The 25,655-nt window shown below is 69.7% G+C and carries 21 protein-coding genes and 2 pseudogenes; 12 read left to right on the top strand and 11 right to left on the bottom strand.

Going from position 1 to position 25,655, the window contains the following annotated elements:
• Positions 1-132 precede the first annotated feature (132 nt).
• A complete protein-coding gene (locus ACFP2V_RS07030) occupies positions 133-276 on the top strand; it encodes a hypothetical protein (RefSeq protein WP_381207038.1) in 144 nt (47 codons plus the stop codon).
• A gap of 166 nt (positions 277-442) precedes the next feature.
• Here ACFP2V_RS07030 and ACFP2V_RS07025 read toward each other — a convergent pair whose 3' ends face one another.
• The 5 genes from ACFP2V_RS07025 to ACFP2V_RS07005 all read right to left on the bottom strand — a co-directional run bounded on the left by ACFP2V_RS07025 (position 443) and on the right by ACFP2V_RS07005 (position 6,581).
• The gene (locus tag ACFP2V_RS07025; protein WP_381207035.1) at positions 443-1,270 is read right to left on the bottom strand and encodes an alpha/beta fold hydrolase; all 828 of its coding nucleotides are present in this window, start codon (positions 1,268-1,270) and stop codon (positions 443-445) included.
• An 887-nt stretch (positions 1,271-2,157) separates the two neighbouring features.
• On the bottom strand, positions 2,158-3,012 hold the full coding sequence (locus tag ACFP2V_RS07020; protein ID WP_381207032.1) for a carbohydrate ABC transporter permease: 855 nt from the start codon (positions 3,010-3,012) through the stop codon (positions 2,158-2,160).
• Positions 3,013-3,021: 9 nt separating this feature from the next.
• Positions 3,022-4,065 (bottom strand): carbohydrate ABC transporter permease, encoded by a 1,044-nt coding sequence (locus tag ACFP2V_RS07015; protein WP_381207029.1) that lies wholly within the window; start codon positions 4,063-4,065, stop codon positions 3,022-3,024.
• Between the two features lie 64 nt (positions 4,066-4,129).
• Positions 4,130-5,473 (bottom strand): ABC transporter substrate-binding protein, encoded by a 1,344-nt coding sequence (locus ACFP2V_RS07010; protein ID WP_381207027.1) that lies wholly within the window; start codon positions 5,471-5,473, stop codon positions 4,130-4,132.
• Between the two features lie 88 nt (positions 5,474-5,561).
• Positions 5,562-6,581 carry a LacI family DNA-binding transcriptional regulator gene (locus ACFP2V_RS07005; RefSeq protein ID WP_381207023.1) on the bottom strand — a complete coding sequence of 340 codons (1,020 nt, stop codon included), beginning with the start codon at positions 6,579-6,581 and terminating at the stop codon, positions 5,562-5,564.
• Positions 6,582-6,763: 182 nt separating this feature from the next.
• Here ACFP2V_RS07005 and ACFP2V_RS07000 point away from each other — a divergent pair, with 182 nt between their 5' ends.
• From ACFP2V_RS07000 to ACFP2V_RS06990, 3 genes are all read left to right on the top strand, one after another.
• Positions 6,764-8,113, top strand: a complete 1,350-nt coding sequence (locus ACFP2V_RS07000) for a glycoside hydrolase family protein (RefSeq protein WP_381207020.1) — start codon at positions 6,764-6,766, stop codon at positions 8,111-8,113.
• A 1,116-nt stretch (positions 8,114-9,229) separates the two neighbouring features.
• A complete protein-coding gene (locus ACFP2V_RS06995) occupies positions 9,230-10,249 on the top strand; it encodes a glycoside hydrolase family 11 protein (protein ID WP_381207017.1) in 1,020 nt (339 codons plus the stop codon).
• A gap of 37 nt (positions 10,250-10,286) precedes the next feature.
• Positions 10,287-11,282 (top strand): polysaccharide deacetylase family protein, encoded by a 996-nt coding sequence (locus tag ACFP2V_RS06990; protein ID WP_381207014.1) that lies wholly within the window; start codon positions 10,287-10,289, stop codon positions 11,280-11,282.
• 473 nt (positions 11,283-11,755) lie between these two features.
• On the opposite strand, the gene ACFP2V_RS06985 is transcribed toward ACFP2V_RS06990, so the two are convergent.
• Positions 11,756-12,223 (bottom strand): type II toxin-antitoxin system VapC family toxin, encoded by a 468-nt coding sequence (locus tag ACFP2V_RS06985; protein ID WP_381207011.1) that lies wholly within the window; start codon positions 12,221-12,223, stop codon positions 11,756-11,758.
• Positions 12,213-12,482: a type II toxin-antitoxin system Phd/YefM family antitoxin gene (locus ACFP2V_RS06980; protein ID WP_109381335.1), complete on the bottom strand. Its 270-nt coding sequence runs from the start codon at positions 12,480-12,482 to the stop codon at positions 12,213-12,215. The genes ACFP2V_RS06985 and ACFP2V_RS06980 overlap by 11 nt, the downstream gene beginning before the upstream one ends.
• A gap of 687 nt (positions 12,483-13,169) precedes the next feature.
• Here ACFP2V_RS06980 and ACFP2V_RS06975 point away from each other — a divergent pair.
• Positions 13,170-13,602 (top strand): annotated as a pseudogene (locus ACFP2V_RS06975) (DDE-type integrase/transposase/recombinase); the annotation flags it as partial.
• A 57-nt stretch (positions 13,603-13,659) separates the two neighbouring features.
• Here ACFP2V_RS06975 and ACFP2V_RS06970 read toward each other — a convergent pair.
• The 3 genes from ACFP2V_RS06970 to ACFP2V_RS06960 all read right to left on the bottom strand — a co-directional run bounded on the left by ACFP2V_RS06970 (position 13,660) and on the right by ACFP2V_RS06960 (position 19,131).
• A complete protein-coding gene (locus ACFP2V_RS06970; protein WP_381207007.1) occupies positions 13,660-15,120 on the bottom strand; it encodes an amino acid permease in 1,461 nt (486 codons plus the stop codon).
• A 392-nt stretch (positions 15,121-15,512) separates the two neighbouring features.
• Positions 15,513-17,147 carry a PucR family transcriptional regulator gene (locus ACFP2V_RS06965; protein ID WP_381207004.1) on the bottom strand — a complete coding sequence of 545 codons (1,635 nt, stop codon included), beginning with the start codon at positions 17,145-17,147 and terminating at the stop codon, positions 15,513-15,515.
• An 832-nt stretch (positions 17,148-17,979) separates the two neighbouring features.
• A complete protein-coding gene (locus ACFP2V_RS06960) occupies positions 17,980-19,131 on the bottom strand; it encodes an acyltransferase family protein (RefSeq protein WP_381207001.1) in 1,152 nt (383 codons plus the stop codon).
• A gap of 1,049 nt (positions 19,132-20,180) precedes the next feature.
• On the opposite strand from ACFP2V_RS06960, the gene ACFP2V_RS06955 reads away from it, so the two are divergent.
• The 3 genes from ACFP2V_RS06955 (at position 20,181) to ACFP2V_RS06945 (ending at position 21,258) form a co-directional block, all read left to right on the top strand.
• A complete protein-coding gene (locus ACFP2V_RS06955) occupies positions 20,181-20,366 on the top strand; it encodes a hypothetical protein (protein ID WP_381206998.1) in 186 nt (61 codons plus the stop codon).
• Positions 20,367-20,383: 17 nt separating this feature from the next.
• The gene (locus ACFP2V_RS06950) at positions 20,384-20,923 is read left to right on the top strand and encodes a hypothetical protein (RefSeq protein WP_381206995.1); all 540 of its coding nucleotides are present in this window, start codon (positions 20,384-20,386) and stop codon (positions 20,921-20,923) included.
• Positions 20,924-21,060: 137 nt separating this feature from the next.
• Positions 21,061-21,258, top strand: a complete 198-nt coding sequence (locus ACFP2V_RS06945) for a hypothetical protein (RefSeq protein ID WP_381206993.1) — start codon at positions 21,061-21,063, stop codon at positions 21,256-21,258.
• A gap of 72 nt (positions 21,259-21,330) precedes the next feature.
• On the opposite strand, the pseudogene ACFP2V_RS06940 reads toward ACFP2V_RS06945, so the two are convergent.
• A pseudogene (locus ACFP2V_RS06940) lies at positions 21,331-21,513 on the bottom strand (DUF2252 family protein); the annotation flags it as partial.
• A 517-nt stretch (positions 21,514-22,030) separates the two neighbouring features.
• On the opposite strand from ACFP2V_RS06940, the gene ACFP2V_RS06935 reads away from it, so the two are divergent.
• From ACFP2V_RS06935 to ACFP2V_RS06920, 4 genes are all read left to right on the top strand, one after another.
• The gene (locus ACFP2V_RS06935) at positions 22,031-22,690 is read left to right on the top strand and encodes an HdeD family acid-resistance protein (RefSeq protein ID WP_381206990.1); all 660 of its coding nucleotides are present in this window, start codon (positions 22,031-22,033) and stop codon (positions 22,688-22,690) included.
• Positions 22,691-23,097: 407 nt separating this feature from the next.
• Positions 23,098-23,598: an SHOCT domain-containing protein gene (locus ACFP2V_RS06930; protein WP_381206987.1), complete on the top strand. Its 501-nt coding sequence runs from the start codon at positions 23,098-23,100 to the stop codon at positions 23,596-23,598.
• The gene (locus ACFP2V_RS06925; protein ID WP_381206984.1) at positions 23,595-24,044 is read left to right on the top strand and encodes a DUF7144 family membrane protein; all 450 of its coding nucleotides are present in this window, start codon (positions 23,595-23,597) and stop codon (positions 24,042-24,044) included. The genes ACFP2V_RS06930 and ACFP2V_RS06925 overlap by 4 nt, the downstream gene beginning before the upstream one ends.
• Before the next feature lie 90 nt (positions 24,045-24,134).
• Positions 24,135-25,538, top strand: a complete 1,404-nt coding sequence (locus tag ACFP2V_RS06920) for a diacylglycerol/lipid kinase family protein (protein ID WP_381206981.1) — start codon at positions 24,135-24,137, stop codon at positions 25,536-25,538.
• The last annotated feature ends 117 nt before the right edge of the window (positions 25,539-25,655 follow it).

The raw sequence follows: 25,655 nt of genomic DNA, 5'->3' as shown, positions 1-25,655 counted from the left end.
GCCGACTGACCAGCCCACCAGTCCCGAATGCCTGCTCAGCCGAGAGTTCGGTTCGGGACGAAGAGGTCGTGAGTTCGCCTCCCGCCACCTCGACGCTGGACAGAGGGCCAATCGCATGATGGCGACTGGCCCATGTCGTACTCGGGGACCAAAGCGACCGAAGTCGATCAGGCCCACGTCACCCTCTTCCCGGTCTTCGGCGCCCTTCCCCTGCTCTTCGGTGTGGAAGCCGAGGAGCGGGGTGGGCGGGGAGCGGCGGACGAGCCGGTCCCGTGACCGGACCGGCCCCACACGGGCGCGGTCTCACACCGTGGTGCGCGGCGAAGTCCCACGGCCGGCACACACGAGCTGATCCACCGGCTGCGCCTGTCGGCCGAGGCCTGCGGACGGGCATCCGCAGACCGGACCGCGAGATGACCCGTGAGCGACGGGGCGTGGCCGGTCAGCCGCGTGCGAATTCGAGGAGGTCGGCGTTGAACCGTTCCGCGAACTCGGGAACCGTCGACAAGCCGTGCGGAGCACCCGGGTAGACCTTGAAGGTCACGTCCTTGACGAGCTTCGACGATTTATTCGCAGATGCCACGATGGGAACGATCTGGTCGTCGTCGCCGTGAATGATCAGCGTGGGGATGTCGAATTTTTTGAGATCCTCAGTGAGGTCGGTCTCGGAGAACGCCTTGATGCAGTCGTAGGCGCCCTTGATGCCCACCGTCATGCTCCAGAGCCAGAACGCGTCGCGGGTCCCCTGCGAGACGGTCGATCCTTCGCGGTTGGCGCCGTAGAAGGGAGCACTGAGGTCCTTGTAGAACTGGGAACGGTCCGTCAGCACGCCTTTTCGGAGCTCGTCGAAGACGTCGATCGGCAGCCCTTCCGGGTTCGCTTCCGTCTTGAGCATCAACGGGGGGATCGCACCGAGGAGAACCGCCTTGGTGACGCGACTCGAGCCGTGTCGGCCGATGTAGCGTGTGACTTCTCCCCCACCGGTCGAGTGACCGACCAGGATGACGTCATGAAGGTCGAGGGCCTCGATGACCGAGGCCAGATCTTCAGCGTACGTGTCGAGGTCGTTCCCCTCCCAGGGCTGGCCCGAGCGTCCACCCCCGCGCCGGTCGTGGGCCACAGCCCGGAACCCGTTGTCCGCCATCAGCTTCAGCTGCGGATCCCACGCGTCCGCGGTCAGTGGCCAGCCGTGGGAAAAGACCACCGGTGGGCCCGACCCCCAGTCCTTGAAGTAGATCTGCGTGCCGTCCTTGGCAGTGGCTAAGGCCATGATTGCCTCTCTAGCACTTGTCCGGAACTCCGCATTTCACGGGAATTTCAGTGCCCGAGCCGCACTTGGAATGTCACACCGCGACCTGCAGCGGACGCACATGGGGGCGACGGAGAGGTCGGCAGCGGAAGGCGGCTGATGAGCACGTAGTGCGTTCCACCCTACTCGGGAAGCTCCATTTCAGCGCCTCGGGCAGGCCACAGCGATCACCCCGCTCGCGGTTCGCATCGAGAGGGCCCGTGCAGGATCTCGGGGCGTTCCCCTCGTGCGCCAGAACGGGCGGGGACTCACGGGGAGCCTTGGTACGCACGGGTACGGCCAACGGATACAGCCGACGGATACAGCCAAAAGCAGGAAACCCGCAGGTCGTGCCGACGACTCCCCGATCTCGCTCCCAAAGCGGGTGCCGCGGGTTCGAGCCCTGCCGAGGGAACAGAGAAACTCCTGGGCAGAAGCCCTTCCGTCCGGCGGACGGGAGGGCCTCTGCGCTTGCAGCACACATAGGGCAGTGGCATACGGCAGTGGGTGAGCTCAAGGACGCGTCCGGCGTACCGCTCGGAAGGTCGGGCGCACGTCCGGGGTGGAAGACGACCACCCGGAACTCCGCCCGGTCCGCTCCCCTCAGCCCGCCGTCGACCGGAGCGGGGGTGATGCCTTCGGTTGCGACGGACAGCTGGGCCGCCGCCCTGCGATCACCGGGGTGAAAGCCGGCGGCGCCCCCATCGAGCTGCCCGCCCGTGCGGGAGATCGTCGGACGCGGCGCGCCCAGGGGTGAGGACCGCGTCGTGCGGGAACGGCAGCAGCCCTCGCTCGCAGAGGCGGCCGTCGGGGTGTCGGCGGTGGGGTGGTCCACACCAGGAGTACCTCTCGGGAAATCGGGAAGCGGCTCAGCCCTTGACCGCTGAGCTGGCGACACCCTGGACGAACCAGCGCTGGAAGAAGGCGAAGACGATCAGGACGGGCAGGACGAGCAGGACGCCGAAGGCGAGGATCTGGCCCCAGTCCGGGGGCAGCTGGGCCTGGAAGACGCTCATCTCCAGCGGCAGCGGGCGTACCGAGGGGTCGGAGACCATCAGGACCGGCCAGAGGAAGGAGCCCCACTGGATGAGGAAGGTCAGGATCGCCACGGACGCGAAGGCCGGCTTCGACATCGGGACGATGATCGCGAAGAAGGTGCGCCAGGGGCCCGCGCCGTCGAGACGGGCGGCTTCCTCGATACTCGGCGGGATCGAGCGGAAGAACGTGTGGAACTGGTAGACCGAGAAGGCGTTGGCGATGAACGGGATCGCCTGGATGAACAGCGTGTTGCGCTGGTTGTTGAACATGTAGAAGAGCGGGACGGCCACCGACTCGAACGGGACCAGCATCAGCAGCAGGACGAGGGTGAAGACGGCGTTCCGGCCACGCCACTTCAGCCGTGACAGGCCGTACGCCGCCATCGAGTTGATGAACAGGCCGCCCGTCACCACGACGAACGACAGCAGCAGCGAGATGCCCATGAAGCGCCAGAAGTAGCCGGTGCTGTCGGAGTTGAGGCCGTCGAGGACAGCCGTGTAGTTGTCGAAGGACAGGTGGGTCGGGAGGAAGCCGGACAGACCGTTCAGGACTTCGTCGGACGGCTTGAGGCTGCCCATGAACAGGTAGATCACCGGCAGCGCGAAGAGGAGGGCCAGCACGCTCAGGACCGCGTAGTCGAGGAAGCGGCGCAGGGGGGTACGGGTGAGGCCCGGGCGGGTGCTCATGGTCAGTCCTCAGTCCTCGTTGTCGGGCCGGACGACGCGGCGCTGGATGAGGGTCAGGGCGACGACGATCAGGAAGAAGACGACGGTGATCGCGGACGCCTGGCCGACGTTGTTCTGGTCGAAGGCGGTGGTGACGGCCTGGTACATCACGGTGCGGGCGGCGTCCTCGTTGAGGCCGCCGCCCTTGACGAGGACGTACACCTGGTCGAAGACCCGGAAGGAGAGCACCGAGGTGAGCATGGCGACGAAGACGAGGGTTCCGCGGATGCCGGGCAGGGTGACGTGGCGGAACTGCTGCCAGCGGCTCGCGCGGTCGAGTTCGGCGGCTTCGTAGAGCTCGCCCGGGATCTGCTGGAGGCCGGCGAGCAGGATGACCATCTGGAAGCCGACTCCCTGCCAGACGGACAGCACGATGATCGAGGCCATCGCGGTGGCGGAGTCGCCGAGCCAGTCGAAGGCGCCCCAGTTGCCGAAACTCACCGCATCCAGCGCGGAGTTGAGCATGCCCTGATCGCTGCGGGCGAGGATGAGCCGCCAGATCACGGCGACCAGCGCCATCGGGAAGACGACCGGCATGAAGAAGAGGGACCGGAACAGGCCGATCGCCTTGAGCTTGCGGTTGAGCAGGATCGCCAGCCCGAGTGCCAGCGCCGTCTGCACGGGGACGACGACCACGGCGAAGGTCAGGTTGTTCAGCAGGGCCCGCAGGAACGGGCCGGACAGGTCGGGGTCGGTGAACAGTCGGCGGTACTGCTCCAGGCCGAAGAAGGCCGGCGCGAGCGGGGAGCCGAGGCGGACGTTGTAGAAGGAGAGGACGACGGCGTAGCCGAACGGGACGCCGACGAAGGCGACGAGTCCGGCGACGGCAGGCGTGGACATGAGCAGTCCGTGCAGCCAGTCGCGGTTCTTGCGCACGGAGCGCGCCGGGCGCGCCGGGCGCGCCGGGCGCGCCGGGCGCGCCGGGCGCGCCGGGCGCGCCGGCTTGTCGGCGGTCACGGGTGGGGCCTTCTGCCCGGCGTGGGGCGCGGCGTGTGCCGGTTCGGCGGATGTCACGGATGGGTCCTGTTCCCGGCGGGGGCGGGCACGGCGTGCGCGGGCCCGCCCCCGGCCGATGGTCCTACGGGATCTCGTAGCCGGCGTTGTCGGAGAAGTCCTGGTCGATGGCGCGGGCGGCCTTGAGCAGGGCGCTCTTCGGGTCGGCGCCTCCGTAGACCGAGTTGAGGGCCTCGCTGAACTTGGCGGTGATGGTGGGGTATCCGGCGGTCACCGGGCGGGTGACGGCGACGCAGGACTTGGTGATGCCGCTGTCGCCGCAGGGCTTGGCGAGCTGGTCGGCGAAGAGCTGGAGCGGGCCGTCCTGCTTGTACAGGGGGGACGCGGCGAGCGCTGTCCTGGTGGCGGGCGGGGCGCCGTTGGCCGTCGTCATCGCGGTGACGTTGGTGTCGTTGAGGAGGTAGTCCATGAAGGCGCCGGCGGCCTTGGCGTTCTTGGTGTCGGCGCCGATGCCCCAGGCCCAGGATCCCTGTCCGGTCTTGGGGCCGTTGCCGAAGTCGGGCAGCGGCAGGACGACGAGGTCGTCACCGAGGGCCTTGCTGTAGGTGGGGTACATCCAGTGGCCGACCCAGCTCAGGGCGACGCGGCCCTTGGCGAAGGCGTTGCCGTCGGTGTTGGGGTCGACGTAAGTCTTCCAGGACTGGACGGTCTTCAGCGCCGAGACCGCCGCCGGAGTGTCGAGGGCGCCCTCCGCCTTGCCGTCCTTGAGCAGCGAGCCTCCGGCCGACCAGACGACGGGGGCGAAGCCGTAGGTGCCCCACTCGGTGGCGAGACCGTTGTTCTCCTGGATGTCGAGGGTCTTGCCGTCGGAGTCCTTGGCCTTCAGCGTCTTGAGCGCGTCCGTGAACTGCTCCGCGGTCCAGCCGTCGGACAGGCTGGTCGGGTACTTCACGCCGGCCGCGTCCAGCAGCTTCTTGTTTCCGTAGATCCCGAGGCCGGAGTCGTACATGCCCAGGCCGTAGTGCTTGCCGCCGATCTCGCCCTGGGACTTGCTCGCGTCGGTGGCGTTGGCCATCGTCTTGGCGGAGACGTAGTCGTCGATGGGGGCGAGCTTCTTGTTGTAGACGAAGTTCGCCATGGTCGGGCCGTCGAACTCCATCACGTCCGGCAGTTCGGAGGCGCTGGTGGCGGTGATCGTCTTGGTGTAGTCGTTGCCGGGTATCAGCTTCAGCTCGACCTTGATGTCGCTCTGCGAGGAGTTGAAGGACTTCACCGCGGCCTGCACGGCGGCGTCCTCGCTCTTCTGGCTCTGGTGCGCCCAGACACTGATGGTGCCCTTGCCGCTGCCGCCCTCCGCGGACGCGTCGGTGCCGCCGCCCCCGCCGCAGGCGGCCAGTGCCGCCAGGGGCAGGGCGAGAGCCAGGCCCGTACAGGCTGTGCGGCGGTACCTTCTGCTGGTCGAACTCATGGTGTGTGCCTCCGTGCTGTGGCGGGGGTTCGAGGTGCGGGAGTGCTTTCGAGGCGTGGGGGTCCGGGGGTGTGGGGCTCGAGGGGTGTCAGTGAGGTCCGCGCGGACGGGGCGGGGCGGTGGTCTCGCGCAGGACGAGGCGGATGGGCATCCGGACGTGCCCTGCGGGTTCGGTGCCGGGTTCGTCGAGCTGGCGCAGCAGGAGCCGCGCGGCCTCGGCGCCCTGCTCGGCGACCGGCTGGGCAACGGTGGTCAGGCCGACCACGTCGGCGAGTTCGTGGTCGTCGAAGCCGACGACGGACACGTCGTCCGGAACCTTCAGCCGGTGGCGGCGCAGGGCGCGCAGCGCGCCCATCGCCATCTCGTCGGACTGCGCGAACACAGCGGTCGGCGGGCGGGAGGCGGCCAGCAGTTCGGTCATGGCCCGCTCGCCGCCCACGACGGTGTAGTCACCGTCCGCCTCCAGGGCCGCGTCGTGCTCGATCCCGGCGTCGGCCAGGACGTCCAGGTAGGCGTTGCGGCGCTCGATGGGGGTGGTCCAGTGCAGCGGCCCGCTGGACCCGCTGATCATGCCGATGCGGCGGTGGCCGAGGTTCACCAGATGCCGTACGGCGCTCTCGGTGCCGGCCCGGTCGTCTATCCCGACGACGGTGAAACCGGGCCGGGCTCCGCCGACCGTGGTGGCCAACGGCACTCCCAGTGAGCGCAGCGCGGCCGACTCCTCGTCGTCAGGAATGAGGAGGGACAGCACCGCGTCCACTCGCTTGCGGACCGGCAGCCCCGTGAAGAAACGCCTGCGCGTTTCCGGCGAGCCCAGGTTGTACAGCAGCACGTCGTACCCGGCGGTGCTGAACACCTTCTCGGCCGCGTCCAGCACGGTGCCGAAGAACCAACGGCCCACGTAGGGGACCAGCACCCCGATGGTGCAGGTGCGGCCGCTGGCCAGGCTGGAAGCGGAACGGGACGCGGTGTAGCCGAGCTGGGCGGCGACCGCCGCGATCCGGTCCCGCACCTCGTCGGACACGCCCTGCCGGCCGCGCAGGGCACGGGACACGGTGGACGCGGAGACGCCGACCGCCTGAGCGACGTCGTTGATGCTGGCCGTCACGGCGCAGTTCCTCCCGTTGGTTTCACGTCGGTGTGAGCTGTGGGGTGACGTGACCGTAAACCCACCGATCTTGTTGCGCAAGCGTTTGCGTTCATATTTACTTGGGTCGATTCCAAAAAGAGTCCGTTTTGATCGATGGTCAGCGCACGCGTTTGAGCGCTGTGAGCCGACAGGAACTGCGCATGCGATACGCCCCGCCCGGCCTCTGCGTGAACGACTTCGCCCTGCTGCGGGACGAGGACGGCACGTACACGGTGCTGCACCTGCAGGGGCCCTGGACAGCCGAGTTCGACCACCTGCGGATGGAGACCTCCTACGGCCGGGCCACCTCCACCGACCTGGTCGACTGGCAGCCGCAGGGCACCGCCTTCGGGGTCGGTCTGCCCGGCCGCTTCGACCAGCAGGCGGTGTGGACCATGCACCCCGTCCGGCACGGCGACGGAATGGCGATGTTCTACACGGGCGTGAGCGGACTGACGGCAGGCGGCTGGCCGTTGCAGTCGGTCGGGCTGGCGTACTCCGACCGCACCGACGGCACCGGCTGGCAACGGCACGGCACCGCACCGGTCGTCGAGGCGGACTCGCGCTGGTACCGCACCGGCGAACAGATGGCCTGGCGCGACCCCTTCGTGGTACGCGACGACGAGTCGGACGGCTGGGTGATGGTCGTCTGCGCCAGCGACGCCTCCCTCCCGGTCGAGGCCGGCGGCTGCGTGGCCTGGGCCACCTCCGACGACCTGGAGCACTGGACCGTCCACCCGCCGCTCATCTCACCCGGCGACGTCGACGAACTGGAGTGCCCGGTCCTGGAACGCCTCGACGACGGCAGTTGGCTCCTGATCGGTTCCATCGGCGCGACCCGCGGCTTCGAGTCGTGGACCGCTCCCACCCTGCGGGGCCCCTGGACCCGGCGCGGCCCACTCGGTCCGACCGGTTCCTACGCCCCCCGGATCATCTCCGCCCCCGACGGCTCCCGCGTCGTGGTGCACACCACGCCCCGTCAGATCGGCCTCACCGACACCGGTGACCGCTGTCGCGGCATGCTGGCCCAGCCGAAGCGCCTGGTCGTCCCCGCGGACGGAGCGCCGCGCCTGGAGTGGTGGCCCGGTCTGGACGCGTGGCTCGGCCAGGAGACCGACGTGCCCGTCCTGCACGCGGTCGGCGACCTCGATATGTCCGGGCCCGTCGAGATCACCCTGCGCACCCGTACCGACGAAGGCGGACAGCCCGCCCTCACCGTCGGCTGCGACGGCAAGAACCTGTGGATGACCGGCCCGGACGGCGCTCGGCTCGGCGAGACTGTCCTGACCGAGCCCGCCGCGAGCCTGCGGATCCTCGCCATCGGGGAGTACGTCGAGGTCTACGCCGACGGCGTTTTCGCCCTGACCACCCTGTGCTACTCGGGCCACTCCGCCACGTGGACAGCCGTCACCGAAGGACGGACCCGCACGCTCCCCGTCCGCCCGATCCGCCTTCCCGCCCCCGACCGCGACGACGCCTCGGCCGTCTGGCCCGGCCCGTCGCCCCACTGAGCGGCGGCGACCGCACCTGCGTCACGGCGCGGTCACCAGAACCTTCGGCGGAACGGATTCAGCACGCACGAGGCCGGGAAGCCCCGTGAACACGTGAGAACCACGGAGGAGTCGTTTCCCGGCCGGCCACCCTGCGGTCCACATCTCCGCAGGGTGCGGCCCCGCCCGGGGAAAACTCCCAAAGCGGGTGTCGCAGCTTCGAATCCTGCCGGGGGCACGGACTGCCCGGCAGGCAAAAGGGGTTGAGGGACCTCCCGTTTCCGAACGGGAGGTCCCTCTTCGTGATGCAGAGTCCCCTTGGGGTCCACATCCCCAGGCCGCCTGTTCACCGCTCACCCGACAGAGGGACCGGGCTGCCTGTACACACCACGTACAGCGCTCCCCACGGGAGGGACAAGCGGGACTCCCGCACACGCCCGAGGCACGCCTCTCGTCACCTCACGGCGCCCTTGACGAGCGGACCCGTACGCCCGGAGCCCTTCGCCGCCATGCCCGGTCTTGCCGTCAGAGGGCGTCGGCGTCATGGACACGGCGGCTCCGCTCACCGGCCGAGCCGCCGGCCGGGGAGCGCTCCACGCCTCCTGCGCGTTCGCCCCCGAGTGCTCACGGCGAGGGGCCGGGCTCGGCCGCAAACGGGCCGACGACCGTGGACACCCAGCCGGCTTCTGCAATGACGGGCCGATGACTCTCACGCCCGACCCCGACCCACACTTCGCGCCAAAGATCGGAAAGAGCTTCGAAACATTCGAAGAATAGATCTTGTTTTTTAATTTGGTGGCCTCGAGTGATCATTTCAAACCGGTAGGCCTGCGTGAGTCAGACCAGCTTAAACGCATGCCCGCAGAGCCCTCCGTGAGCGAATGTTTTGGGATCATTACCGAAACTATTGACAGTTGACGGGCCCACATCAAAACTGTTCGCCATCGACAGGGCTCCCTCACTGTCGAGCCGGGTCGCCACCGTGCCCCGGTCCTCCGGTCGCCCAGCACCTCCGCGACCGGCCAAGTCCGGCCGCGTCGCGCGACGCACGAACGGTCGCCGTCACCTGCTCCGCAGGATCGTGTCACGCTGCCTGATCCCCCACCGGCCTCACGAGGACGAGGAGGAAGCACGCACATGAACGACGTACCCGCACACCACGCGAGCCGCAGACACGGCCGCTTCGGGCCGCTCAGCCGCTTCAGGCTGCTCATCAGCAGTTTCTGCACCACAGTGCTGGTCGCTGTGGCCTCGGTCGCCCTGCCCGGCACCGCCCACGCCGACACGGTCGTCACCACGAACCAGACCGGCACCGACAATGGCTACCACTACTCGTTCTGGACCGACGCACCCGGCACGGTCTCCATGACCCTGGGCTCCGGTGGCAACTACAGCACCTCCTGGCGCAACACCGGGAACTTCGTCGCCGGCAAGGGCTGGGCCAACGGCGGGCGCAGGGCCGTGACCTACTCGGGCACCTTCAATCCGTCCGGCAACGCCTACCTGACGCTCTACGGATGGACGTCGAACCCGCTCGTCGAGTACTACATCGTCGACAACTGGGGCACCTACCGGCCCACGGGAACGTTCATGGGCACCGTCACCAGCGACGGCGGTACGTACGACATCTACAAGACGACGCGGTACAACGCCCCGTCCGTCGAGGGCACCCGCACCTTCGACCAGTACTGGAGCGTCCGGCAGTCGAAGCGGACCGGCGGAACCATCACCACCGGCAACCACTTCGACGCCTGGGCCCGCGCCGGAATGCCCCTGGGCACCTTCAACTACTACATGATCATGGCGACCGAGGGATACCAGAGCAGCGGCAGCTCCAACATCACGGTGGGAGACACCGGTTCGGGCGGCGGCGGTGGTGGCGGCGGCGGTGGCGGATGCAGCGCGACCCTGTCCGCGGGCCAGCAGTGGAGCGACCGGTACAACCTCAACGTCTCGGTCACCGGCTCCAGCAACTGGACCGCGACGATGAACATCCCTTCCCCCGCGAAGGTCCTCTCCACCTGGAACGTCAGCGCCACCTACCCCAGCTCCCAGGTGCTGACCGCCAAGCCCAACGGCAACGGCAACACCTGGGGCGTCACCATCCAGCACAACGGCAACCGGACCTGGCCAACGGTCTCCTGCAGCGCGAACTGACCCCCGAATCAACGATGCCGGAGGAGGACCACTCCGTATGAGAACCGGACCGCATCTCTCGATACGCTCCCTGATCACGCGGCTGGCCGTCGTCGCGATGGCCGCCGCGAGCACCCTCACCGTCAACGCCGCCCCGGCCCAGGCCGCGGCCTGCAACGGATATGTCGGACTCACCTTCGACGACGGACCGTCCGGCAGTACGCCGAACCTGCTCAACGCGCTCAAGCAGAACGGGCTGCGGGCCACGATGTTCAACCAGGGCCAGTACGCCGCGGCCAACCCGGCGCAGGTCCGGGCCCAGGTCGATGCCGGCATGTGGGTCGGCAACCACAGTTACACCCATCCGCACCTGACTCAGCAGAGCCAGGCTCAGGTCGACTCGGAAATCTCCCGGACCCAGCAGGCCATCGCGAACGCGGGCGGCGGCACTCCGAAACTGTTCCGTCCGCCGTACGGCGAGACCAACTCGACGGTGAAGTCGGTCGCGGCCAGGTACGGTCTGACCGAGGTCATCTGGGACGTCGACTCGCAGGACTGGAACGGCGCCAGTACCGACGCGATCGTGCAGGCCGCCGCCCGGCTCACCAACGGTCAGACCATCCTCATGCACGACTGGTCCGCCAACTCGCTCGCCGCGATTCCGCGGATCGCGCAGGGGCTGGCCGGCCGTGGCCTGTGCGCCGGAATGATCTCGCCGCAGACCGGCCGCGCCGTGGCACCCGACGGCGGCTCCGGCGGCGGCGGTGGCGGTGGTGGCGGCGGCGGTGGCGGATGCAGCGCGACCCTGTCCGCGGGCCAGCAGTGGAGCGACCGGTACAACCTCAACGTCTCGGTCACCGGCTCCAGCAACTGGACCGCGACGATGAACATCCCTTCCCCCGCGAAGGTCCTCTCCACCTGGAACGTCAGCGCCACCTACCCCAGCTCCCAGGTGCTGACCGCCAAGCCCAACGGCAACGGCAACACCTGGGGCGTCACCATCCAGCACAACGGCAACTGGACCTGGCCAACGGTCTCCTGCAGCGCGAACTGACCCCGAGAACACCCCGAGGGAACACCGCTCCTGCGGCGCGGCGGCCATGTGCTGCCGCGCCGCCCGGCCTACAGCCGCGCCCCGCCCGCACTCCCCCATGGCCTGCCTCATCCAGTGGCGGCTCATCACCGCGGCACGGCTCCTGTGACAGGGCGACGCGTGACGGCAGACAGGGCACCCCGGCAGAACCGATTCAACACGCATGAGGCCGGGAAACCCCGCGAACGCCCGAGAACCACGGAGAAGGGTTTCATGGGCCGGATAGCGCGGGACCAACCTTTACGCAGGTCGCAGCATTGATCGAGGAGAACTCCTCAAGCGGGTGTCGCAGGTTCGAATCCTGCCGGGGGCACAGCGGCCAAGGGCCGGTCCGAGGGGCTTGATCCTCCGGATCGGCCCTCCTGCATGATCGCGCCTGTGCCACGCTCGGACCACGGAGTCCCTTGCGCTCCCACCGCACCGGTGCCCTGGCGTCAGCCTTCGTGGGGCACCTGCGGGCGGGTGACCGGTACGACGGTGAGGAGGTCGTCCAACCCTTTGAAGTCGTCGGGGTTGGTGGTGAAGAGGGGGAGTTCCTCGGCCACGGCGATGGCGGCGATCATCAGGTCGGCCACCCGGCGGCGCGGCTTGCGGCCCGCGCTGATCACCGCGGCGCAGATACGGCCGTAGATGCGGGCCGCGTCGGCGTCGAAGGGGATGGGGTCGAACTCGTTCTCGGCGCGTTGCAGAACGTCGAGCCTGCGGGCGCGTTCGGCGTGTTCGTCGTAGCCGCTCTGTTCGTCGTTGCGGCGGACCTCGTGCGGGCCGGCGGACAACTCGGCCAGGGTGATGGCGGTGATCGCCATTTCGTCCGGCAGTTCCTCGGGGGCCACCCACCGGCGCAGAATCATGATGTCGGTGTCGAGGAGGCCCTGCTCGTACACCGAGCGGTCAGCGCGCATAGGGATCGTCCAGGTAGGTGTCGGCCGTGGCGTCCTGGTCGGCGCGGAACGTGTCGAGGTCGATGTCGGGGGCGGTCCTGGACATCGCGGCGAACTCCTGGCGGGAGACGAACCGGCGGCGTCGCCGCAGCGGGACGAGCTGACCGATCGGGTGTCCGTCGCGGGTGACGGTGAACGACTGGCCGCCCTGTATGGCGTCCATGATCTCGCGAGACCGGTTGCGCAGATCCCGCTGGGTGATTTCGGGCTGAACGCTCATATCCACCACGGTAGCACCCGGTGCTATCGGGTAGCACTTCAAGCCGAAAGCCTTGCGCGGACAAGCCTTCGGCCGTGAACGCGGTGAGCGGCCGGGGCAGGCCGGCGGCCTTCACGGGCAGCCCCCTCCCGGAACGGATTCAGCCCACATGAGGCCGGGAAACCCCGCGAACGCACGAGAACCACCGAGGGGTGTTTTCTCGGGCCAGGCACCTCAAGGTCGACGTTTCCGCAGGTCGCAGCCCTGCCCAGGGAAAACTCCTCAAGTGGGTGTCGCAGGTTCGAACCCTTCCGGGGGCACCACTTGATATGCCGCTGACCTGGGGTTTCTCCCCCAGGGGAGGCGCTCTGTTCGGTCTCGGGCTCCTCGTCCGGGGCCGTTCGCGTGAGCGGGCTGATCGCCAGGCGCCGGAACTCCTCCCAAGCGCACGTACGCGACAGTGGCTGCGGAACTCGGCCAGTTACGCTGCCCTCCGTCCAGCCGTGCGACCCACCTCCGCCGGCGCGGAGAGCACGCGAGGGCGCATGGTCCGGCCGCTCGGTGTGAAGGCGGTGAAAGGGATTACCGGGGTCCGCCGCTCTTTCGGTCTTCTCGGCAGCTTGGCTTCCGCCGCCCGCGCCCGCAGCAGAGGAGCGGGACGAGACGGAGCGTGAGCCGCTGCCCCGACCGACGTCGGACGCCGCCGTCCACAGCTACCCGCACACCGCCGTCGACGACCACTCCGCCTGGCCCACGGAGAGGTCCTCACCGACGAGAAGAAGGGGACCGCCACCGCCTTCTGGACCCGGGCCCAGGCATCCCCTCACCGCCCGCGGGATCACCGCCGAACGGGTCCCGGCCGACAACGGGGCCTGCTACCGCTCCCGAGCCGGCGTGACGCCCTCCAAAAGGCCGGGATCACCCACAAGCGCACCCGGCCCCACCGGCCGCAGACCAGCAGCAAGGTCGAACGCCTCAACCGCGCCCTGGTGGACGAGTGGGCCCATGCCCGCCCCCACCGCTCAGAAGCCGAACGACGTGAAACATTCCCGACTGGCTGCACACCTGCCGTCACCACCGCGGACACACCGCGCTCGCAGACAAACCGCCCGCCGGCCGCGGCCCCCGCCCGGAACGGTGACGGCTCCCCGCCGAGGACGGCGGGGAGCCTGGAACGCCGTGGGGCGGTCCGCGGTGGCTACCGGGGCGCGACCGCGTCCTCGGCGCTTTTCGGGCGCGTCCGCTCCCGGACCAACGAGACCGCGATCACCAGCGCGGCCACGAGCACGGAGAGCAGCACCTGGCTCCGTCCGCCGCCCTCCTTGTCGTCGGTGAGCATGTAGACGAGCACGAACGAGATCATCGCGATCGTCACCCACGTCAGATACGGGAACAGCCACATCCGGACGACGAGCTTCTCCGGGTTCTCGCGCAGGATGATTCCCCGCATCCGCAGTTGCGAGAAGCAGATGACCAGCCACACGAAGAGCGCGACCGCGCCCGAGGAGTTCAGCAGGAACTGGAACACCGTGTCCGGCCACAGGTAGTTGAAGGCGACCGCCACGAAGCCGAAGGCCACGGAGGCCAGGATCGCGGCCTGCGGGACACCTCGCGCGTTCGTCCGTACGAAGGACTGCGGGGCGTCGCCGCGTTGGCCCAGGGAGAAGGCCATCCGGGAGGCGGTGTAGAGGCCGGAGTTGAGGCAGGACAGCACGGCGGTCAGCACGATGAAGTTCATGATCTCGCCGGCGTGCGGGATGCCGATCGAGTTCAGGGCCGCGACGTACGACCCCTTCTCCTGGATCGTGGGGTCGTTCCACGGCAGCAGGGAGACCACGATGAGGATCGAACCGACGTAGAAGACGCCGACTCGCCAGATCACGCTCCTGGTGGCCTTCGCGACCGCCCGCTGCGCGTCCGGGGACTCGGCGGCGGCGAGGGTGACGATCTCGCTGCCCATGAAGGAGAAGACGACCAGCAGGATGCCGGTGAGGATCGCTCCGGGCCCGTCCGGCAGGAAGCCGCCGTGTGCGGTGAGGTTGCCGAAGCCCGTGGCGGCGTTGTCGGAGCCGGGCAGCACACCGAAGATCGCCAGGCCGCCGAGGAGGATGAAGCCCGCGATGGCGACGACCTTGATGCCCGCGAACCAGAACTCGAACTCGCCGAAGGAACCGACCGAGACCAGGTTCGTGGCGGTGAGGACCACCATCACGATCAGTGCCCAGGCCCACTGCGGTACGGCCGGCACCCACCCTTCCAGGATCACGGCACCCGCGGTCGCCTCCACGGCGAGCACGACGACCCAGAAGAACCAGTACAGCCAGCCGATCGAGAACCCGGCCCAGCGGCCCAGCGCCCGGTCCGCGTAGGCGGAGAAGGAGCCGGAGCTCGGGTTGGCCGCGGCCATCTCGCCGAGCATCCGCATCACGAGGACGACCAGGGCTCCGACCAGTGCGTACGACAGCAGGATGCCGGGCCCGGCGGCGGCGATACCGGAGGCGGAGCCCACGAAGAGGCCGGCGCCGATCACACCGCCGATGGCGATCATGGACAGATGGCGGTTCTTGAGACCGGCCTTCAGACCTGCCTGCTCCGGGGGCTGACCGCCGGCGGGTGGAGCGGTGGCAGTACCCAGAGAATCAGGGGCGCGTGTGGTCATGTCGACATCCGTCCAAAGTGGGGTTGGGGAGTCATGCGGGGGGAGTGGCTGCCGTGTTCACCGGGCCACTGGTTCACCGATCTCCGATCGCCTCGGCAGCGGGGACGAGCAGGCCGGCCTGGCGGAGGGTCGGCCATGGCCCTGAGAATCCTCGAAAGCGTTCACGATGCGGAGCGCGGACGCCGTGCAGGTGATGGGGTCGTCACCGCACGTCGGTACTGCGCTCCGTCTCCCCGTGAGAGGCGTTCCGTCTCCTCGTGAGAGGCGGTCCGCATCACGTGCGGAGATGGATTTGCGCAAGCGTATGGGGGGTCATGAGGTGATGTGTTTGTGCAGTACGACAGATCCGCCTTCGATGGCTGTACGGCCGGCCAATGCGGAAGGAAGCGGGATCAGGTGGTGGGCGGCTGCAGCCGCAGCTGGAGCATGGCAAGCAGACGCTGGTCAGGACGGCTCAGTTCGAGACCGGTCAGCTCCTCGGCCCGGCGAATGCGGTAGCGCAGTGTGTTGGGGTGCACATACAGCTGGGCGGCGGCGGCCCGTACGTCTCCGAAGGAATTCAGGTAGGTCAGGAGGGTCTCCGCCAGGCGACCCTGGTGCCGGCTGTCGTGCGCGACGAGAGCGGTAAGCCGTGGATCCCGCATCTCGGGACGGGCGGAAAGCAGCGTCAGCACTTCACTGACCAGTACTTCCGCCTGGATGTCCGGCAGCGCGGCGACCGCGGTGGGTACGTCGGCCCCCAGCATGGCGTCGAGGATGCGGTCGGTCTCCCGGCGTGACTCCGGAACGTCCCCGAGCCCGGACACCACGCACCCGACCGAGCCGCGCAGCGGCAGGCCCAGGTGGCGGCGTGCGGCGTCGGTGATCTCCTGGCCCCAGCCGCGCAGCGTGTCTATGTCGATGCTGCGTGGCAACTGGGGCAGGAGCACGTAGATGCGGGGATCGACCTGCGTGACCAGCGCGCTGCGATGCCGGGCGGCTATGTGCACGGAGACCAGGTTGGTGACTTCGGCATGGGTCAGTTCCGGTGCGGCGACGGCCTCCGCGGTTCCGTACGAGAAGCCCAGGACAGCGGCCGGGCGGGTCGCGTCGAATCCCAGGTGGGTGGCCAGCGGCTGTGGCCCGGTGGTCCCCTCCAGAAGTCCGGCCAGCAGGGTCCGGGTGAACGTCAGCCCCTCCGAGAGCTCCCGGCGACGGCGCACCAGGTGGAGCGCGGCGACCCGGGCGGCACCCAGCAGTGCCTGGTCCGAGCGTTCGGACAGCGGCGTCGAGCCCTCCTGCACCCAGATGGTCCCCAGTTGCCGGTCCCCGGACCGGATGGCCACCGCGAGCCGGCGGCGGATCCCCAGCTCGGGATGGCTGTCGATACTGATCACCTCGTCGCTGGAGTGCAGGTGCTGGAACACGCCCCACTCGCGCAGCTTCACCAGATACGCCTCCGGTCCCTGCCAGCCGAGGATGGAGCGTCGCCGCAGGTCGTCGATCTCGTCGGAGTCGGTGGAGCGGGAGTACGCCAGCACCCGGTTGGCCGCGTCCTCGATGCTGACGGTGCCGCTGGTGAGGATGGCAATGGTCTGGGCGAGCGAGAACAGGTCGCCCTCCGCGGCCCCTTCGCCCGGGCGGCCCGGCGGCGCGTCCTCGAGGGCGGCGCGGGCCAGCGCGTTCACCTGTTCCCAGCGCGCTTCGCTGCGCAACGAGAGCAGGGCGACCCCGGCCTCGGCGGCGATCTCACTGAGGTCCGCGGCCTGGCCGGGACCATCCAGTTTGACCACGACGCCGGCGGCTCCGTCCCGCCCGGCGGCCCGCAGTGCGGGGTAAGCGGCTCGGCCACGGGCACCGATGACGAGAACCAGCTCGCCCGGCTGAGTGGTCGACGGGTCCTCGGGATCGAGCAGGGCGACTCCGCGGATCTCGACGCCCAATCCGGCGGGAGCGGCCTGCACCTCCACCAGCGAATCACCCAGTGCCATCAGCAACTCGCGCAGGCTGATGCCCACTGTGAGCGGAGGTACCGCAGCCGAATCCATGATCGTCGCCTCTACTGGGAGCCACGCCGGAGCCGTGATGCTATCCATCCGGCGACAGGGACCGCACTCGGGCGTTTGTGGACCGCGGCACGGGCGACGGCACGATGTCTTCCGGGCTGGAGTGTGAGCACGGGGCTCGTAGGGCTTGGTCAGGGCCGCCCACCGCATCCGCCCGAGCGCGCGCGGTGCGTGCGCGGTGCGTGCGCGGTGCGTGCGCGGATGACCGAGCAGCAGCCGTCCCGAGCCGGATCAAGGATCATGCCGGGCGCCTCTGGTCCGTAAGGACAGCAGCACCCGACATGAACGAACACCACCCGGCAAGGAGTCGACCCCACTCCTCAAGCGGGTGTCGCAGGTTCGAATCCTGCCGGGGGCACAGGAGAAAGGGTCGGCTCAGGAGGGCTTTCCTCACCGGCCGGCCCTGGTCTGAGCACATCCCTGAGCACGCCAAAGGGGCCGGGAGGGTCGTCCTCCCGGCCCCTCCGCGTTCGCATGCGCGTCAGTCCGACTGCTGCTGCCGCTGGGGCCGCCGCACCCCCAGCGCACTCGTCTGCGGTCACCGCCACACCCGCGGCTGACCGTCAACGGCCCTCGACGACCGCGGTGTCAGCGCTGTGGACCGCAATGACCGTGCAGCCAGTGGTTCGGCGAAGAGTTCGTGCCGGGCGCGTGCCGGATCGTACGGGGAGCCGCTGGGAACACCGGGGAATCAGCGAACCCGCCCACCAGGCGTCGACACCCCTCCGCCGTAGGTCGGCCCCGCAGCGAGCTCTGCCGTCGTCGCCGGCATGGGGCCACGTTCAAGGAGTGACGAGGAGCCTGCCGCGGAGGACTACGGGGTGCGCACAGGCTCCGGTACGGATGGTGCGGGCTCCGGTACGGGTGGTACGGGGGCAGGTGCCCGCTCCGGCTGCGGCGGCCCAGGCGTGGCGGGGGCGAACAGCCAGCCGGTGGACGGCCGGGTCAGCGGACGGACCAGGCGGCGCACCGGCGGGGACCCGAGCACCATCGTCAGCAGGACCGCGCACAGCACCAGACCAACGATCTCGACCGAGGTGTTCACCCGTGATACCCAGCCCAGTTCCCGGACCGGCAGGATGACCAGCGGGTGCAGGAGGTAGATCGTGAACCCGCCGGCGCCCAGCGTGGTGATCAGCGGCAGCCGCCGCCGGGGCATCAGCCGCAGCAGACAGAGCACCAGAGCCGCGGCCGAGGCCAGCACCAGCAGCCGGATGACCCAGGCCCATTCCAGGCCCAGCGGATCGGCGACGGAGTAAGGATGGCGCATGGAAAGCCAGTTGCCCTTGATGTCCCAGTGCCACAGCCACCCCACGACGCAGGAGGCAAGGATCCCGGCGACCGCCACGAACAGGCTCCAGCGGCTGGTGAACCAGGTGTTCAGGTAGCCCTGGCCGATCCGCCAGCCGAGATAGAACAGCGGAAGGTAGACGAGCGTGCGGCTCGCCGAGAAGGCCATCCCGAACTCCTCGACGTACCCCACGGCGAGGGCGACGCCCGTGGTGACGAGCAGCGGGTGACGTAGCTGGACCACCAACGGCAGTAGCAGCCGCCAGAAGAAGAGGGACATCAGGAACCACAGAGTCCACGGCAGTTGGACGACATGCACGATGAACTCGTCGCCCAGCCAGTACTTCTCCAGTGAGTAGAGCAAGCTGAACGCGAGTGCGGGCAGCACGATGCTCTGCAGCAGGGTGCGCAGGGAACGGGGTCCGAGCGGCCCCGCATTGCTGAACACACCGGCCAACATGACGAAGGCAGGCACCCGGAAGGCCCAGCTGGCGATGTGGAAGGAGTGCAGTACCTCTTCTCGCGCCATGATGCTGCCGCCGGTGTGCAGAATCACGATCAGCGTGGCGGAGAGGAACCGGGTGTTGTCCCACCACGGATTCCTGGCCCGGCCCGCCACGCCGGCGCGGTCGGTGGAGACGGGGGCGGCACGTTTCGGGAGTGGCTTGTCCATCATGACGGCGGGCTCCTGGCAGCGGCTCGGCAGCGTAATCGGCCGCCGTACCGGTGCTCGCTTCGACGGGGCTGGGCACACCTTGACGATCTCCGTGAAGGGCCCGGTTGCCGGCTCGGGTTCATACGGTGAACTCCGCATGTACACCAGGAGCCCCAGCGCACCTCTCGCCGGCGCCCCGCCGCACTGCCCGTCCCGCTCGTGTCTTCGGTTCTGCGCAGTCCGCCCACCAGCGGGATCACGAGCCGGAACGTCGCGGATCCAACGGCGGTGACGGCCGCAACCGTGGCACTCTGCCCGCCCCGGCCCATCGCGCCGTTCCGCCAACACGAGGTCACGTCCGTGGACGTGATCCTGGCACACTCCAACCACTGCCATGTGGCACTCCGAGCCGGCTTTGCCGGTTCTGGCAGGCCGGCGTTCGAGACGCTTCCTGCCAGGGCGGTCGGTCCCGGCAGCCGTGAACTGATGGGTGGCCTGGCATGGTCGAGGGCTGGGGGGGGACGGGGACTTGCCGAAGATCGGCGACGACGGCCTGTTCCAGATCGAGCGGTGAGGCCCGAGCCCCCGGACCGATCACGGTCCGGGGCCTTCGACATCTCGCGGTGGAGCTGAGCGGATGCGAGCGCGACGTCCTGGAGCCACTGGCCGGATGATGTCGACGGTGGAGACCGCCGCCGGCCTCCACGCGCCGGTGAACACGACGCGCCGGTGAACACGACGCGCCGGTGAACACGACGTGCCGGTGAACACGGTGAAGACCCACCTCGAGAGCGTGTACCGGAAGCCGGAGGCGAGCCGGCGCGCCGGTGAGGCGACGCGGTACACCGGTGAGGCGACGCGATGCGCCGTGCACGCGACCTCGGGCTGCTGTGAACGCGCGTCGATGAGCCGATGAGAGCGTCTGACGCCCGCACCCTCCCCTGGCAGAGCACCACCGGGCACGGTCCTTCCCCCGTGGCGGGTGAGGCACGGGGCGCGCGCCTCGGGTGCGATGAACAAAGCAGCGGGCGCCGGCCGGCCCCACCGGCGTACCGGGCCGACTCGGCGAGGTGGACGGCGTCGCGGACTCCTACGCCTCCGCACAGCGGGACGGTCCGAAGGCGGCGATCCTGGTCACCGGCGGCACTGCTCTCGCCGGTTTCCTGGTCACACCGCACCTGCCGACCACCCGGGACAGCCGTCCGCGGCAGCCGGCCACCGGTACCCCGACCGAGGCGACCGGCTCAACGCTCTGAGACCGAGGGAGTCAGGCGTGTCCAGAACCAGGAGCAGAACCAGGACCGGCCCGGCCACGGGCCGGCGGGCGCGCCGAGCCGAGCGCCGGGTCCACGCGGATTACACGGGCGGCGTCTACGGATCCATGCTCGCGGCCTCCGTGGTGCTCGGCGCCGGCTCGCTGGGCGCGTTCCCCCGCACCGAGCTGGTGCTGCTGCTGTTGCTCACCGGCGTGGTGTTCTGGATCGCGCACGTACACGCCCAGTTGTTCGGGGCGCGGCTGGCGCAGCGGGCTCCGGACCGCCGGGTGGTGCTGCACGTGTGCCGTGACGAGTGGCCGATCGTCAAGGCCGCTCTCCCGCCGGCCGCCGCGGTGGCCGTCAGCCCGCTCCTGGGCCTGGACGTGCGGGGCGCCCTCTGGCTGGCCCTCTCCGTCGCCGTGGCCGGGCAGGTGGGCTGGTCCGTGGCCGCGGCACACCGCGCCGGTGCTCCCCGGCGGCTGATGGCCGCCACCGCGTCGGTCAATCTGCTGCTCGGCCTGCTGATCATCTCCTTCAAGATCGTCCTGAAGCATTGAGAACGCACGGGCCCGGGGTGTCGGCCGCCGGGCGAGGGGTCACCTGTACCGGGTGATGCCCAGAGGGAGCAGGAGGTGGACGATCGCGGGGAAGGGTGCCGTCCGCCCGTCCCCGGCAGTCCGTGGGAGGACAGCCCGTGCGCTGTGAGATCCGAGTCGAGGGACACCTGTCGGAAACGCTGGCCAAAGCCTTCCCGGAGCTGGGCCACGTGGTGATGTCCGGCCAGACCGTCCTGTTCGGTCCGGTCATGGACGAGGCACACCTGTACGGGCTGCTGGCGCGCTGCCAGTCACTGGGACTGCGCGTCGTGGAGATGCGACAGCTTCCGGAGTGACGGGACCGGGCGGTGCGCGGTGCCGGACGACCGGGTGCCCCGCGTGGGGGCCAGGCGGGGGCCGCAGTGTCGTTCCGCCCTGATCCGGCCGGAGCGGCAGGCGACTCCCGGCGCCTCGAAACGCCGCTCGCCATCCCGCTCGTTCCGGTCGGCATAGGACTGGGCGAACTCCGCGAGCGCGCGGTCGAAACGGTCGCTGCCGCCCAGGTAGGCCGCGAGGGCGAGGGAATCGCCCGAGCGGACGTGGGCCCGAGCGGACGTGGGCTCGCTCGGGCGTCGGCTCGTGCCGGGGCGGTCCGGACGGGGTTCGATCCGCGCGGGCTGTGCCCGGGGCGCTCATCTCGTGTCTCTTCGTTCCGTCCGGCCGGTGGGCCGGACGGACCGGACGGACCGGACGGACCGGTGAGCCGGTGAGCCGGTGAGCCGGTGGGCCGGACGGACCGGTGAGCCGGTGAGCCGGACGGACCGGTGAGCCGGTGAGCCGGTGAGCCGGTGAGCCGGTGAGCCGGTGGGCCGGTGAGCCGGTGAGCCGGTGGGCCGGTGAGCCGGTGAGCCGGTGGGCCGGACGGCCGGTGGGCCCGGCGTCCGGGGGCTCCCACCTCACGGCCACGACGGCCTCGACGGATCACCTGTGGCGGGTGATCCCGGCACCCGGTGACCGGCGTGACCCTGGAGCGGTCAGGTCCTCGCACACCGCCTCTCACGCACCGCCCGTCACACACCGCCCGTCGGCGCATCCGGAAGCGACCGACCGATCATGTGAGGAGGAGCCATGTCCATGCCGCGTGGTCCGGCATCGCCTGCCGGACCGGAATACCAGCCCGGCGGGATGGCCTTCGATCCGATGGGCGATCCCGCATCCGCACTCGCGCGGCTCGGCCGTTCGTGGACCTGGCTCCTGGGCTCGGCCATCGTGACGCTGGTGCCAGGCGTCCTTGTACTGGTCTGGCCGGAGGCGACCCTGCACGTCCTGGCCGTCCTCATCGGCCTGTACCTGCTGGTGGTCGGGGCGTTCCGGTTCGTGGCCGTCTTCGCGCGGGTGGGGCACGAACGGCTCCCGGGGCTGCTCCTGGCCGTGCTGTACATCCTGACCGGGGTGTTGTGCCTGCGGAACCCGCTGCAGACGATCACCGCGCTCTCTCTGATCGTCGGGGTGGTCTGGCTCGTTTCCGGCGTCCTCACCCTCTACACGGCCCTCGCTACCCAGGACCTGCCGCACCGTGGCGTCGTCCTGGGCATGGCCGTACTCGCCATCGTCGCGGGGATCGTGGTCCTCGCTCTGCCGGCCGAATCGGCTCGCGCCCTGACCCGGTTGCTCGGCCTGTGGCTCGTCCTGCTCGGCCTGGCCGAGGTGGTGGTCGCCTTCGCGTGGCGGGCCGCGCTCCGAAGGACGCACACCGCGGGGCCGCACACGCCCGCCCCGACGGCCTGACACCGCGACCGCCGCGGAGGAGCGCCCATGAACCCGGCCACGCCCCCGGGCCGCCGGACTCCGACGGAGCCGCGAACCCGCAGCACGCCTTCACCGACGACGAACGAGCGGAGTACGAGCGGCTGCGCCGTCACGCGGCGGTGCGACACCGGCGGGTACGCCCGGCAGGCTCCTCGATCCTCCTTCTGCCGGCCCTGCTGCTCGCTCCCCCTGGCCGTCGTCGTGGCCTGGGTCCAGGCCACGGGGAGTCCGGCCCCTGATCCGAGGGCAGGAACCCGTCCGCCGATGGCTCCTCACTCGGTGCGCACACTCACCCGCGCCGGGGGAGGCCGCCCGATGCTTGCCGTGGGCACGCTGAGGACGGCGCAGAACCGCTGCCGGGCGAGCGGCCGGGACGGAGGACGGACATGAGCGCGCAGACCTACCTGGCGTACGACTTTCCGCTGTTGGGCGCCTTCTGGACCATGCTCTGGTTCTTTCTGTGGATCATGTGGTTCATCCTGCTCTTCCGGATCATCACCGACATCTTCCGTGACGACGGTCTGAGCGGCTGGGCGAAGACCGGCTGGCTGGTGTTCTGCATCGTCCTGCCCTTCCTGGGCGTGTTCGTCTACGTGATCGCCCGCGGCAAGAACACGGGCCGCCGGGAGGTGGCGCAGACGCGTGCGCAGCAGGAGGAGTTCAACGCCTACATCAGGGAGACCGCGGCCGGCGGCAGGCCCAGCAGCAGCGTCGACGAGCTCGCCGAGCTGTCCGAGATCCACGATCACGGCGCCATCACGGACGAGGAGTTTTGCAGGGCGAAGGAACTGGTCCTGACCGGCCACGGCCCGGCGGAGCGCTCGGACTCCACCGCCCGCAGCCCGGTCGCCGAGCACCCGCACACCACGGAACGAGACGCAGGATGACCTCGACGCACACACAGCCGGTACACACGGCGAGGCAGGAATGGGCAACCGGTCTGACCGTCTTCGCGGGCGTGATGCTCTTCCTCGTCGGCCTGCTCGACATCCTCCGGGGCATCATGGCCATCGCCAAGGACGACATCTTCGTCACGACACCCCACTACGTGTTCGAGTTCGACCTGACCGGTTGGGGCTGGATCCACCTCGTTCTGGGCGCGGTCGCCATGATCGTCAGCATCGGACTGCTCTGGACCGTGGCATGGGCGCGCGTCGCCGGCGTGGCCATCGCCGGACTCGTCATCATCGCCAACTTCCTCTCCCTGCCGTACTACCCGGTGTGGTCGGTCGTGACGATCACCATCTCGGTCTTCATCATCTGGGCCCTGTGCGTGGTGCCGCGCGGCAACCTCTCCGACCTGTCCGGAGAGCGCCCGCCCCGCAACGTGTGAGGCAGCCCCGGCACGGCGCGGACGGCGTGAGAGGACCGTGAGAGGACAAGGCCGGCGCATGCCCGAGAGGGCGGGAAGAAGGGCCGACAGGTGGAACGGCACAGAGGTGGCACGAGGGGATCGGATGAGGCAGGGTCCGCGACCGCACGCGAAGGCGGTGCCGGACGGGCCCGCCTCGCCCTGCTCGCCCTTCTGGGAAGCATCCTGGTGCCGCTCGTCACCGCCGGTCTGCGGAGCGTGCTGTGGGTACTGGTCGGCATCGCAGGGCTCGCGCTCGCCGCCGTCGGCGTGTGGTGGGTCCTGGCACACACGGGTGTGCTCCGTGTCCTCGGGACAGTCCTGTCAGTGGCCGCGCCGGTCACCGTGCTTGCCCTGTACGCCTCGTTCGGCATGCTGGGACCGGCCCTGTTGTCCCTGGCCCTGGGGGCACTGGCCGTCACGGCGGCACGTACGGTCCCGGCACACGGTCACACCCTCTCCGCACAGGCTGTCGTCAAGGAACCCCACGCCCCCTGGATCCTTATGAACCCGCACTCCGGCGGCGGCAAGGTAGGCCGATTCCAGCTGGCGGAGAAGGCCCGGGCGGCGGGCTGCCGGGTGGTCCTGCTCGACGCGGGCCAGGACGTCGCCGAGCTGGCCCGGCAGGCCGTCGCCGAGGGAGCCGACCTGCTGGCGGTGGCGGGAGGCGACGGCACCCAGGCACTGGTGGCCGAGGTCGCGGCGCGCCACGACCTGCCGTTCGTGGTGATCCCCGCAGGCACCCGCAACCACTTCGCCCTCGATCTCGGTCTCGACCGCGACGATCCGGCTGCGGCCCTGCAAGCCCTGACCGACGGCGTCGAACTCCGCATCGACCTCGGGTACGCCGCGGACCGGGTCTTCGTCAACAACGCCTCGTTCGGAACGTACGCGTCCGTCGTCACCGACCCCGCGTACCGGGACGCCAAGGCCCGCACGGCCCTGCGCACCCTCCCCGGCCTCCTCACCGGCGAGGACGCGCTCAGGCTGCGGACACGGGCCGGCCCCACGCACATCGACGGGCTCCAGGCACTGCTCGTCAGCAACAACCCCTACGGACGTGCCGTCGACGCGGCCCGCCCGGGGCGCAGGGAGCGGCTGGACTCAGGGCTCCTCGGCCTGGTGTGCGTGCGGGTCGGCAGCACCGCTGAGGCGGCGCGAATCGTGCGCGGTCCGCGCTCCGGAGGGCTCGTCCGGCTGAACGCCGAAGAAGTCGTCGTCGAAGCCGGCACGGCCACCCTCCCGGTCGGCATCGACGGAGAACACGTCGTCCTGCCGTCACCCGTCGTGTGCCGCAGCGCGCCCGGTGCACTCCGGGTCCGCGTGCCACGCCGCCGCCCTCACACGCTGCGAGGCAGCGGAGCGGCGGCCGACTGGCCGCGCGTGGCACGGTTGGCGCTGGGTCGTCTGCTCCCGGACCGGGGGCAGCACCGGATTTCCGGCCCGAGGCTGGTTCATGGCGGCCGCGACAGCTGACTCGGGTGTCCGAGGGGCTTGTTCACCGAACCGGCCCTCCTGCCGGTCGCGTCCGTGTCACTCGCGGACCACGAAGTCCCTTGTGCTCCCACCGCACCGGCGCCCCGGCGTCAGCAA

Source organism: Streptomyces incanus, assembly GCF_042656345.1.
GTDB lineage: Bacteria > Actinomycetota > Actinomycetes > Streptomycetales > Streptomycetaceae > Streptomyces > Streptomyces incanus.
Note: the sequence above shows the minus strand (reverse complement) of the source record. Positions and strands in the feature narration are given on the sequence as shown.

Bases quoted from the DNA above. Each gene is read 5' to 3' on its own strand.
- ACFP2V_RS07030 (WP_381207038.1), top strand. From the start codon at position 133: ATGTCGTACTCGGGGACCAAAGCGACCGAAGTCGATCAGGCCCACGTC.
- ACFP2V_RS07025 (WP_381207035.1), bottom strand. From the start codon at position 1,270: ATGGCCTTAGCCACTGCCAAGGACGGCACGCAGATCTACTTCAAGGAC.
- ACFP2V_RS07020 (WP_381207032.1), bottom strand. From the start codon at position 3,012: ATGAGCACCCGCCCGGGCCTCACCCGTACCCCCCTGCGCCGCTTCCTC.
- ACFP2V_RS07010 (WP_381207027.1), bottom strand. From the start codon at position 5,473: ATGAGTTCGACCAGCAGAAGGTACCGCCGCACAGCCTGTACGGGCCTG.
- ACFP2V_RS07000 (WP_381207020.1), top strand. From the start codon at position 6,764: ATGCGATACGCCCCGCCCGGCCTCTGCGTGAACGACTTCGCCCTGCTG.
- ACFP2V_RS06995 (WP_381207017.1), top strand. From the start codon at position 9,230: ATGAACGACGTACCCGCACACCACGCGAGCCGCAGACACGGCCGCTTC.
- ACFP2V_RS06990 (WP_381207014.1), top strand. From the start codon at position 10,287: ATGAGAACCGGACCGCATCTCTCGATACGCTCCCTGATCACGCGGCTG.
- ACFP2V_RS06985 (WP_381207011.1), bottom strand. From the start codon at position 12,223: ATGCGCGCTGACCGCTCGGTGTACGAGCAGGGCCTCCTCGACACCGAC.
- ACFP2V_RS06980 (WP_109381335.1), bottom strand. From the start codon at position 12,482: ATGAGCGTTCAGCCCGAAATCACCCAGCGGGATCTGCGCAACCGGTCT.
- ACFP2V_RS06970 (WP_381207007.1), bottom strand. From the start codon at position 15,120: ATGACCACACGCGCCCCTGATTCTCTGGGTACTGCCACCGCTCCACCC.
- ACFP2V_RS06965 (WP_381207004.1), bottom strand. From the start codon at position 17,147: ATGGATTCGGCTGCGGTACCTCCGCTCACAGTGGGCATCAGCCTGCGC.
- ACFP2V_RS06960 (WP_381207001.1), bottom strand. From the start codon at position 19,131: ATGATGGACAAGCCACTCCCGAAACGTGCCGCCCCCGTCTCCACCGAC.
- ACFP2V_RS06935 (WP_381206990.1), top strand. From the start codon at position 22,031: ATGTCCATGCCGCGTGGTCCGGCATCGCCTGCCGGACCGGAATACCAG.
- ACFP2V_RS06930 (WP_381206987.1), top strand. From the start codon at position 23,098: ATGAGCGCGCAGACCTACCTGGCGTACGACTTTCCGCTGTTGGGCGCC.
- ACFP2V_RS06925 (WP_381206984.1), top strand. From the start codon at position 23,595: ATGACCTCGACGCACACACAGCCGGTACACACGGCGAGGCAGGAATGG.